Source organism: Ectothiorhodospira shaposhnikovii (assembly GCF_022227765.1).
GTDB lineage: Bacteria > Pseudomonadota > Gammaproteobacteria > Ectothiorhodospirales > Ectothiorhodospiraceae > Ectothiorhodospira.
On the sequence record NZ_JAJMLZ010000010.1, the window covers coordinates 135,660 to 145,500 of the forward strand.

Here is a 9,841-nt window from a genome sequence, read left to right on the forward strand (position 1 = left end):
TCCAAAGGTTGTGATTTAGACGCATTCCAAATGTTGTGGTGCAATAATACCCAGACTGTCGGATAGATGCAATTGAAGATTTCAATCGCCCAAAAAGCTGTTATCTATCACGAAGGGGGAGAGTGTTGCCCGCGAAGCGCACGTTCAAATCCCTGCCTCGACAGGTTAAACTGCCGCACACCCCGGCGGGTCTTCACAGCCGCCCTCCCACTTCCAGTGGCAACCGGACTCAAGCAAGCACACCATGGGTTACACCTTGCACAAGGCCAGATCCACCCCCCTGGCCCTCCTGATCTGTATGGCCACCCTGACGGCCTGCAACACCCTGCCGACCGCGCCCACCGAAGGCGCCTGGCTCAGCATCCATGCTCCGGACGCCATGGATGCCCTGTCACCCGCCCTCAACAGCTTCCTCAATGAGGCCCCCGCCGGCAGCAGCATTGCACTGTCGGACAGTCCTTGGGGCAATGACGTCCTCATCCACGCCGAAGCCACCTACTTCGCCGCCAGCGGACGCACCTGCCGCGGCCTGGTGGTGCAAGGCGAGCATGGACAACGGCCGGCCCTGGTCTGCCGCAAGAGCGAAGCTGAATGGGAAGAAGTTCGCGTACTCACCGGCCCGGTCGGGGACATCACACCATGAGCCTTTGCACAACCGCCCAAAGCCTGCCCAAAACCGGTCGCCCCGCCGCATGGCTTGTGACAACCCTGCTGCTGATCATGCTGCTCCCGGCATTGCCCATGACCGCCGCGGCACAGAGCTTCAGCGGCATGGGAGACCTCCCCCGCGCCCAGCAGGCCGCCCCCATACCAGACACCCTGGAGCCCCCCTCTCCGGTGGACTGGCGTACCGGCACCCACGGCCCCGTACCCGGCACCCTCGGCCGGGACACCGGCATCGCCCCTTTCGGCGCCCACCTGTTCAAGGGCGGCTTTCGCGGCACCCGCGCCGCCGGCCTGAGCCCCGACTACCGCATCCTTCCCGGTGATCAGATCACCCTGCGGGCCTGGGGCGCGGTGGAAATCGACCGCGTACTGCCCGTGGACGCCCAAGGCAACATCTTCATCCCCTATGTGGGGCCGGTGCAGGTCCAGGGGCTGCCCCACGGCCAGTTGGACGGTCGCGTCAGAAGCGCCGTCAGATCCGTATTCACCGACAACGTGGAGGTCTACACCAACCTCCAGGGCATCCAGCCCGTGGCCCTGTTCGTCACCGGGCACGTGGTCAACCCCGGCCGCTACGCCGGCAGCCCCCACGACTCCCTACTCTACTTCCTGGATCAGGCCGCCGGCATCGACCAGGACACCGGTAGCTACCGCCGGGTGCGCCTGATCCGCGACGGCGAGACCATCGCCCTGGCCGACCTGTACGATTTCCTGCTCACCGGCAGCATTCCCCGGCCCCAATTCAAGGATGGCGACACCTTGGTGGTGGAACGCCGCGGCCCCGTGGTCACCGTGGCTGGTGACGTGGCCCGCCCCCACCGCTTCGAACTGGAACCGGACACCCTCACCGGCCAGAGCGTGCTCGATCTGGCCCAGCACACGCCGGATGCCTCCCATGTCCTGGTGCGCGGCGTGCGTGCCCAAGGCCCCTTCTCCGCCTATCTGAGCCTGGAGGAATTCCGCCGCACCCCGCTCAACAACGGTGACGAGATCCTGTTCTCCGCCGATGAGCGGCCGGACACCATCGTGGTTCAGGTGGAAGGCAGCTACATGGGGCCCTCCCGCTTCGCCGTGCCCAAGGATGCCCGTCTCCGGGAACTGCTGGACAGCATCGCCGTCGATCCGCGCCTGACCGACGTCACCGCCGTCTCCATCCGTCGCCTGTCGGTGGCCGAACGCCAGCGTCAATCCCTGGAAGATAGCCTGCGGCGCCTGGAGACCACCTACCTGGGGGCCTCGTCCGCCACGCCCGAAGAGGCCACCATCCGCGCCCGCGAGGCGGAACTGATCCAAGGCTTCGTCGCCCGGGCGCGACAGGTACAGCCCACCGGCCGCATGGTGGTGGCCAGCGAGGACCGCATCGCCGACATCCGCCTGCAGGACGGCGACATCATCACCATCCCGGAGCGTTCCGATTCCCTGCTCATCAGCGGCGAGGTGCTGATCCCCCAGGCCATGGTCTATGTCCCCGGTCAGAGCCTGCGTGACTACATCGACCGGGCCGGTGGCTTCAGTCAGCACGCGGATCGCAAACACATCCTGGTGGTGCGTCAGAACGGCGAGGTCCGCGCCGCCGACCAAGTGGTCCTGCGCCCCGGCGACGAGATCCTGGTGCTGCCGGAAGTACCCACCAAGAACCTGCAACTGGCCGCCACCCTCACCCAGATCCTTTACCAGATCGCCATCGCCACCAAGGTTGTCGTGGATCTTTGATGCGTACCCCCTGGCAGGTCACATGGAGCGTCTGGCGGGCGCTGTTTCTGCGGGAAGCGGTGGCGCGCACATCGGGAGACCGGTTTGCGTGGTTCTGGATGCTGGCGGAGCCACTGGCCTTCGTGGTGGTCATGGTCTGGATCCGCAGCCTGATAGGCCGGGTTCAGTACATCTTCGGAGCCGACTTCGTCACCTGGCTCATCGTCGGTCTGACCGCCTTCTTCCTGTTCAGGGAGGGGGTCACCCGTTCGCTGGGAGCCGTGGAGGCCAACCGGGGGCTGTTTGCCTATCGCCAGGTACTGCCGGTGGACCCGGTCCTGGTCCGCAACGTGGTGGAAGGCATCCTCAAGACACTGGTCTTTCTCATTCTGCTGATCGGTGCCGGCCTGCTGGGTCATCCCGTCATTCCCGCCGATCCCCTGGGTGTACTCTACGTCTGGTGCCTGCTGTGGCTACTGGGCATGGGCATCGGTCTGGTCATGTCGGTGGCCGCCACCCTGGTCAGCGAGATCGGCATCATCGTTCGCGTCATGATGCTGCCGCTACTGATCCTGTCCGGAGTCATCATTCCCCTGCAGACCCTGCCGCACCATGTTCAGGAGGTGCTGCTTTACAACCCGATTGTCCATGGACTGGAAGCACTGCGCCTGGCCTTCTTCCAGCATTACAAGACCATGCCCGGCGTGGATCTGCTGTACCTGTGGTACTGGATCATCGGCAGCACCGCGCTCGGACTGGCCATGCATCTGCGCTTTTCCCAGCGACTCAAGGCCCAATGATCCACATCAACCACGTCTACAAGCGCTATCACAATCACCATGGCAGCGACTGGGTATTGCGGGACATCGACCTGAAGATCCCCAAGGGCGTGAGCGTGGGCCTGGTAGGCCGAAACGGTGCCGGCAAGTCCACCCTCCTCCGACTCATCGGCGGCATGGACACCCCGGATCGGGGAGAGATCATCCGCCGCTGCCGGGTTTCCTGGCCCATCGGACTGGCGGGGGGATTCCAGGGCTCTATGACCGGACGCCAGAACTGCAAGTTTGTTGCCCGCATCCACGGCAGTGAACGGTCCATCGCGGATGTCATCCGCTTTGTCGAAGACTTTGCCGAGATCGGCAAGGCTTTTGATGAACCCGTCAAAACCTATTCCAGCGGCATGCGCAGCCGCTTGGCCTTCGGTCTCTCCCTGGCGTTCAACTTCGATGTCTACCTCTCCGACGAGGCCACCGCCGTCGGGGACAAACTGTTCCGCGAAAAGGCCACCAAGGCCTTCAAGGACAAGGTAGGACAGGCCAGCCTGATCATGGTGTCCCACAGCGAGGGCATCCTTAAAGATCTGTGCCAGGCAGGCATCTTCCTGCACGAAGGCCATGCCCACTGGTTCGATAGCATCGACGCAGCCATCAAGGCCTATCACGAGAGCATCGGCACCAAGGACAAAAGTGCAAAACCGGCCCCGAGCGCTGCCCCCAGGCCCCCTGCATCGAAACCCGCATCCGCACAATCATCATGAAAACCATATTCCTTCGACACTTCTACTGGCCCGTCTGCCTGCTCCTAATCATCGGCGCCGCCACCTACTGGTCCCTGCTTTCCACGGATCGCTACGTCTCCCAAGCCAACGTGGTGCTGCAGACCCCGCAGATCGCCCCACCCACCCTGAGCTTTGCATCGCTGATGACCGGTGGCGGCAACATGGCCGACATGCTGCTGTTGCGGGATCATCTGCTGTCGGTGGACATGGCCCGCAAGCTGGATGAGGCCTTCGATCTCAGGGGACATTACAGCGACCGGCGCATTGATCGGTTCTCGCGCCTGAGTGACGCCGACCTGCCGCTGGAAAAATTCCACCGCCACTACCTGCGCCGGGTCAAGGTGGAGATGGACGAATACGCCCAGATCATGCGCATCAGGGCCAGCGCCTATGATCCGGATCTGGCCCAGGCCATGGTCATCAAGCTCATGCGCGAAGGCGAGGCCCACATGAACGCCATGGGCCAGCGCCTGGCCACCGAACAGGTCCGGTTCATCGAAATCCAGGTCGCAGACCTGCAGCGGCGGCTGGAACAGGCCCGGGAAAACCTCCTGGCCTTCCAGAACCGGCACGGCCTCGTCTCCCCCACCGGCACGGTGGAAAGCCTGAGCACCGTGGTGGCCTCACTGGAGGCGGAACTGGCCAAGCTCAGCGCAAGACAGATGGCCCTGAGTGAGTCCCAAAGTCCCACCTCGCCGGAAATGGTCCGTCTGCGCAGCGAGATCCAGGCCATTCGCAACCAGATCGACATCGAACGCACCCGCATGGCGGCCCAGAGCGGTGACGCCCTCAATCGTCTGGCCGCCGAATATGAAACCCTGCTGCTGCAGGTGGAGTTTGCCCGGGAACTCTATGCCAACGCCCTGGCCTCCCTGGAAAACACCCGGGTTGAAGCCGCCCGCACCCTCAAGCAGGTTTCGGTGCTGCAGGAGGCCACCTACCCCCAATACGCCATGGAGCCACGGCGGGTGTACAACATCACCGTTTTCAGCATCCTGGCCATCCTCGGCGCCCTGATCATCCACATGCTGGCCGCCATCATCCGTGATCACCGGGATTGATGATCCGGGAGCAGGCCCGCCACCAGGCCCCTGACCTTGCGAACCTGCCGTCGGACCCAGCCCCGCCGCAAATGCACCAGCCTGCCCTGCGCCTGCAGGGCATCGCGCTCCGCCACCAGCCCCCGCAGCACCGACTCGCAGGACACGAAGCCCCGCACCGACCCGTCCCAGTACAGCGGATAACGCAATAAGGCCCCGGCCACCAGCGCATCCAGCGTCAACCGGCGGGTGCGCCCGGGCATGGGCAAGGCATCCTGTGTCAGCCCCCATCCGGCATAGAAGGGACGACCATGGACCACCACCGGTTTTTCCCGCAACAGGGCCTCGAACCCGGCCATGGAAGTCATGGTATGTACCGCATCCGCCGCCTCGATACAGGCCACCACGCTGGCCTCCCGCTCGATCCAGTCCGCGTGAGCCAGCGCCTGGTCATCAGGCACGTGCCCTCGCCGGTTGCCGGAACTCACGTCCGGATGCGGCTTGAAAACGATGAAGGCCTCCGGACAGGCGGCCCGGGCGGCCCGGATCAGCCCAAGATTGGTGTTGACCCCGGCACAGCCGTGGCGGATGGAGGCATCATCCTCCACCTGCCCCGGCACCAGGATCACCGGACGGTCCCCGGCGGGCCACTGCACCGGGGCATGGCTTTCCAGGTTGTATTTGGTCAGCCCCTGTTGGACGATCAGATCACGCACGGTACGCGCCCGCGCCAGTTCATCCGGCTGGAACACCGCCGTGTTGAGCAGCCGTTCCAGATCGGACGGCGTCCGGGGATCGAAATAGAGTCCCTGTTCATCCAGCACCAGGGAACGCGGCGGAATCAGATCCGAACCCAATCCCACCGAGCGATAGAAACCGTCCTCGATAAAAAAGGTGCGTAGCCCCCATTCCCCGGCAAGCGTCATCAAATCTTCCGGCGCATCCCGCCCCCAATGGACGAAGGCATCACCGGGCCGCGGATCCATCGCCGCCGCGGCCTTCGGTGTCGGCACGAACACCACCCCCTCCCGTGCCTGGGCCAACAGCGGCCTCAAATGGGCCTGCTTCCAGCGCTGAACCCCCACACCGATGAAGCGCCGGGGCCACTGATCGCGGACACGCTGCTGGCGCTCGATGAAGTCGGCGACCTGAAAGAAATCCCCCGGGTTGCCGGTTTCCGGATCCAGGTAGCGGGGGTAGCGCAGATAGGCGGCGGCGATGAGTTCCCTGAGGGTGCGCCGCGTGGTACGCCGATCGCAACCGGCACGATCATCGGTCAACCCCCAGCCACTGTAGAAGGGCACTCCGAAACAGGTGACCGGACGCCCCACGATCAGGGCATCCAGTCCCATTTGGGAGGTAACCACATAGACATGGTGAAAATGGCCCAGCAGGTCATGGGGATGCCAGTCCTGAGTGATCCAGTGGACATCCCGACGGGCCTGGGCCCGGGACAGACAGCTTTGACGGCGCCCGGCCAGGACATCCGGATGGGTCTTGATCCAGACCTGGGCATCGGGATGCTCATCGAAGGCGGCCTCCAGCATGCGAAGAAAGGTCTCTTCCGTGGCCAGACCGCAGGTGATGGAGGCATCCCCGGCGGTCTGATCCACCAGCAGGACCCGCTTGCGATCAGGATCGAAAGCGCCGGGAGGCACCTCGGCGCCCTGGTTGTACTTGGTCAGACGCCCCCGACGCAGTCGCTCCAGGGCCAGATCGGCCTGCACCAGGCGTGGCGCCGAGAACGTTTCATGCTGGAGTATCTGCTCCAGGCGGGAAGGTTGCCGGGCATCAAAATAGATCCCCAGATCGTCCACCACCACGGACAGGGCGGGCGTACCGTTGACCCCCAGCCCGAAGGAGCGCAGGAAACCATCTTCCAGGGTGATGAAGGGCAGATCATGTTTTTCGGCCAAGGCCAGGGTCTTGAAGGCAGGACCCTTGCGCCCCCAGCCCACCAGGGTGGTCACTTCGGCCGGAGGCTTTCTCCATGCGGAAACATGCACCAGGCGGGCGCCGAGCATGCGGGCAACCCGTGTATTGCGGCTCAATGTCCTTGAGCAGGTACCGAAAACCTGAAACAACGAAAATCCCCCTGTGCCATCACCCCGTTGACCGGCCAATGATGCCACAGCCATGGGTTTCTTCCTGAAAAGCCTGCCTCGTGGAAGCCCCGTGGGAGCCATCCTGCCAGCGAAATAACGTCCGAGGTGTCATTCCCGCGAAATCGGGAATCCAGTGGCAGACTGAAACCGTGCACTGGACTCCCGCTTTCGCGGGAGTGACGATGATAATGCCGGTGCCGGTGCCGGTGGCCGTGGCCGTAGCCGTGGCGATGAAGATGAAGATGAAGATAAAAGATGACGACAACGACCACCACCAAGGCCATGATAGACTGCCGCCGGCACAAGACTTGTTCCCGGAGGGCCAGGCATGGCTGACCAACAGCGCCTCAGACTCCCCATCGGCATTCAAACCTTCTCCGAGATCCGTGAGGGGGGCTACTACTACGTGGACAAGACGCCAATCATCGAGCGCCTGATCCACCAGAACAAGTACTACTTCCTCTCCCGCCCCCGACGCTTTGGCAAAAGCCTGCTACTGGACACCCTGCGCTGCCTGTTCGAGGGTCACCAAGCACTCTTCGAGGGGCTCTACATCCACGACCGCTGGGACTGGCAAACGACGCATCCCGTGATTCGCCTCAGCTTCGGCAGCGGCGTGATGCGCAATCGCGAGGAGCTGGACAGGCGCATTCGCCACCAGCTGCGCAAGGAGCGCGAGCATTTCACCCAGGCCACCAGCCCCGAGACGGATATTCCCGGCGAGTTCTCCGACCTGCTGGAACTCGCCCACCGGGAAACGGGCCAGCCGGTCGTGCTGCTGATCGATGAGTACGACAAACCCATCCTCGACAACATTCTGGAACCGGACCGTGCCCGCGAACTGCGCGAGGGGCTGAAGAACCTCTACAGCGTACTCAAGGACGCCGACCCCCACCTGCATCTGGTGCTGATCACCGGCGTCTCCAAGTTCAGCAAGGTCAGCCTCTTCTCGGGACTGAACAACCTGCGCGACATCACCCTGCTGCCGGAATACTCAACGATCTGCGGCTATACCGATGAGGATATCGACACGGTATTCGCCCCCGAGCTGCCCGGCCTGGACCGCGAGACCATCCGCCAGTGGTACAACGGCTACCGCTGGGGCGGTTCCGAGGTCACATCGGTCTACAACCCCTTCGACGTCCTGCTGTTGCTCCAGAATCGCGAAATCGGTCCCTACTGGTTCGAGAGCGCGACGCCCACCTTCCTGGTGAACCTGCTCAAGGAACGCGGCGTCTTCACCCCCGAGCTTACCGCCTGGCACAGCCGACCGGCACTGCTCAGCCGCTTCGATGTGGACGACATCTCCACCGATGCCCTGCTGTTCCAAACCGGCTACCTCACCCTCAAGGACATCCACGAAGAAGTCCCCAACCGGCCCCTCTACAAACTGGGCCTGCCCAACCAGGAGGTGGAAATCAGCCTCAACGAGGCCCTGCTGCCGGCGCTGGGCGTCAGCCATGCCGTCTTCGATGATGTGGTCATCCGTTTGCCGCGCCTGCTCAAGACCGCCGACCTGGCCAGCCTCGAAGCCCACCTGAAGGCCCTCTACGCCGGCCTGCCCCACGACTGGTATCGCAACAACCCCATCGCGAAATACGAAGGGCACTATGCCAGCGTCTTCTACAGCCACTTCGCCGCCCTGGGGGTCCAGGTCACGGTGGAAGACGCCAGCCACCACGGCAAGGTGGACATGACCGTCGACTTCGGCGGCCACCTCTACCTGTTTGAATTCAAGGTGGTGGAGCAGCTACCCGAGGGCAAGGCCCTGGATCAGATCAAGGCCAAGGGCTATGCCGACAAGTACCGCGCCACCGGCAAACCCATTCACCTGATCGGTGTGGAGTTCTCCCGCGAGCAGCGGCAGATCGTGGCATTCGACGTAGAAACCCTTTTGACACAGGGAGGAGGACAAGGCAGACTACAAAAGTAGCAAATCCCATCAGGAGAAGATCATGGGCATGCCTGTCCGCATCGAAGACGAACTGTACGAAAGTGCCAAGGCCCAGGCCCGGGCGGAATGCCGCACCATCGCCGGTCAGATCGAGTTCTGGGCCAAAGTGGGTAAGGCCGCTCTCGACAATCCCGACCTGCCGGTCGAGTTCGTACGCGATTTGCTCATCGCTCGCGCAGAAGGCCGCGAACGGGCCATACCCTTTATTCCGGAAGGCCTTTCCCGGGAATGATCACGGTCCTGCAAACCAACGCCTTCAGCCGTGCCTACAAGCGCCTTCAGCGCAACCAGCAGGCCGCCATCGACGCTGCAATCACAACCATCATCGACCAGCCTGAGCGGGGCGAGGCCAAGAAGGGCGATCTTGCCGGTGTGTTTGTCTACAAATTCCCATGCGTCGGTCAACAATTCCTGCTCGCCTACGAGTACGACCCGGCAACCCGACTGCTCTTGCTGATCGGCACCCACGAGAACTTTTATCGCAACCTCAAACGCTGATCACCTCGCCATGGCCGCCCCACTCTTGGTGAGATTCCTGGGCTTGTCCACCTCGGTGCCCTTCACAGCGCCACATGGTAGGCCAGCGGAAAGTACGGACGATATAGTCCCTGTGCTCGCAGCTGCCAAACCCACACAAGCGAAGAACCACTAGGGGCCATGATAGACTGCCGCCGGCACGATACATGTTCCCGGAGGGCCAGGCATGGCTGACCAACAGCGCCTCAGACTCCCCATTGGCATTCAGACCTTCTCCGAGATCCGTGAGGGGGGCTACTACTACGTGGACAAGACGCCGATCATCGAGCGCCTGGTCCACCAGAACAAG

10 protein-coding genes are annotated in these 9,841 nt (G+C 63.2%); 9 read left to right on the top strand and 1 reads right to left on the bottom strand.

Features of this window, described 5'->3' with window-relative positions:
• Positions 1–244 precede the first annotated feature (244 nt).
• The 5 genes from LQD11_RS13985 to LQD11_RS14005 are packed head-to-tail and all read left to right on the top strand — an operon-like array spanning position 245 to position 4,977.
• Complete coding sequence (locus tag LQD11_RS13985) at positions 245–643, top strand: DVU3141 family protein (protein ID WP_238618093.1); 399 nt, start codon at positions 245–247, stop codon at positions 641–643.
• Positions 640–2,379 carry a polysaccharide biosynthesis/export family protein gene (locus LQD11_RS13990; RefSeq protein ID WP_238618094.1) on the top strand — a complete coding sequence of 580 codons (1,740 nt, stop codon included), beginning with the start codon at positions 640–642 and terminating at the stop codon, positions 2,377–2,379. The genes LQD11_RS13985 and LQD11_RS13990 overlap by 4 nt, the downstream gene beginning before the upstream one ends.
• The gene (locus tag LQD11_RS13995; protein ID WP_238618095.1) at positions 2,379–3,158 is read left to right on the top strand and encodes an ABC transporter permease; all 780 of its coding nucleotides are present in this window, start codon (positions 2,379–2,381) and stop codon (positions 3,156–3,158) included. The genes LQD11_RS13990 and LQD11_RS13995 overlap by 1 nt, the downstream gene beginning before the upstream one ends.
• Positions 3,155–3,895, top strand: a complete 741-nt coding sequence (locus LQD11_RS14000; RefSeq protein ID WP_238618096.1) for an ABC transporter ATP-binding protein — start codon at positions 3,155–3,157, stop codon at positions 3,893–3,895. The genes LQD11_RS13995 and LQD11_RS14000 overlap by 4 nt, the downstream gene beginning before the upstream one ends.
• Entirely contained in the window at positions 3,892–4,977 is a 1,086-nt protein-coding gene (locus tag LQD11_RS14005; RefSeq protein WP_238618097.1) for a KpsE/RkpR family capsule polysaccharide export protein, read from the top strand. Before LQD11_RS14000 ends, LQD11_RS14005 begins: the two co-directional genes overlap by 4 nt.
• Here LQD11_RS14005 and LQD11_RS14010 read toward each other — a convergent pair.
• Positions 4,965–6,980: a capsular polysaccharide biosynthesis protein gene (locus tag LQD11_RS14010; RefSeq protein ID WP_238618098.1), complete on the bottom strand. Its 2,016-nt coding sequence runs from the start codon at positions 6,978–6,980 to the stop codon at positions 4,965–4,967. The two genes, LQD11_RS14005 and LQD11_RS14010, sit on opposite strands and share 13 nt — an antisense overlap.
• A gap of 409 nt (positions 6,981–7,389) precedes the next feature.
• Between LQD11_RS14010 and LQD11_RS14015 the strand changes: the two genes are divergently transcribed.
• From LQD11_RS14015 to LQD11_RS14030, 4 genes are all read left to right on the top strand, one after another.
• Positions 7,390–8,994, top strand: a complete 1,605-nt coding sequence (locus tag LQD11_RS14015; RefSeq protein ID WP_238618099.1) for an ATP-binding protein — start codon at positions 7,390–7,392, stop codon at positions 8,992–8,994.
• A 22-nt stretch (positions 8,995–9,016) separates the two neighbouring features.
• Positions 9,017–9,247: a ParD-like family protein gene (locus LQD11_RS14020; RefSeq protein WP_238618101.1), complete on the top strand. Its 231-nt coding sequence runs from the start codon at positions 9,017–9,019 to the stop codon at positions 9,245–9,247.
• Complete coding sequence (locus LQD11_RS14025; RefSeq protein ID WP_238618102.1) at positions 9,244–9,513, top strand: type II toxin-antitoxin system RelE/ParE family toxin; 270 nt, start codon at positions 9,244–9,246, stop codon at positions 9,511–9,513. Before LQD11_RS14020 ends, LQD11_RS14025 begins: the two co-directional genes overlap by 4 nt.
• Before the next feature lie 205 nt (positions 9,514–9,718).
• Positions 9,719–9,841: AAA family ATPase (locus tag LQD11_RS14030; RefSeq protein WP_238618110.1), on the top strand; the 123-nt coding region annotated here is incomplete at its 3' end.

Coding starts and splice junctions, on each gene's coding strand:
- LQD11_RS14020 (WP_238618101.1), top strand. CDS start 9,017: ATGGGCATGCCTGTCCGCATCGAAGACGAACTGTACGAAAGTGCCAAG.
- LQD11_RS14025 (WP_238618102.1), top strand. CDS start 9,244: ATGATCACGGTCCTGCAAACCAACGCCTTCAGCCGTGCCTACAAGCGC.
- LQD11_RS13985 (WP_238618093.1), top strand. CDS start 245: ATGGGTTACACCTTGCACAAGGCCAGATCCACCCCCCTGGCCCTCCTG.
- LQD11_RS14015 (WP_238618099.1), top strand. CDS start 7,390: ATGGCTGACCAACAGCGCCTCAGACTCCCCATCGGCATTCAAACCTTC.
- LQD11_RS14010 (WP_238618098.1), bottom strand. CDS start 6,980: ATGCTCGGCGCCCGCCTGGTGCATGTTTCCGCATGGAGAAAGCCTCCG.
- LQD11_RS13990 (WP_238618094.1), top strand. CDS start 640: ATGAGCCTTTGCACAACCGCCCAAAGCCTGCCCAAAACCGGTCGCCCC.
- LQD11_RS14005 (WP_238618097.1), top strand. CDS start 3,892: ATGAAAACCATATTCCTTCGACACTTCTACTGGCCCGTCTGCCTGCTC.
- LQD11_RS13995 (WP_238618095.1), top strand. CDS start 2,379: ATGCGTACCCCCTGGCAGGTCACATGGAGCGTCTGGCGGGCGCTGTTT.
- LQD11_RS14000 (WP_238618096.1), top strand. CDS start 3,155: ATGATCCACATCAACCACGTCTACAAGCGCTATCACAATCACCATGGC.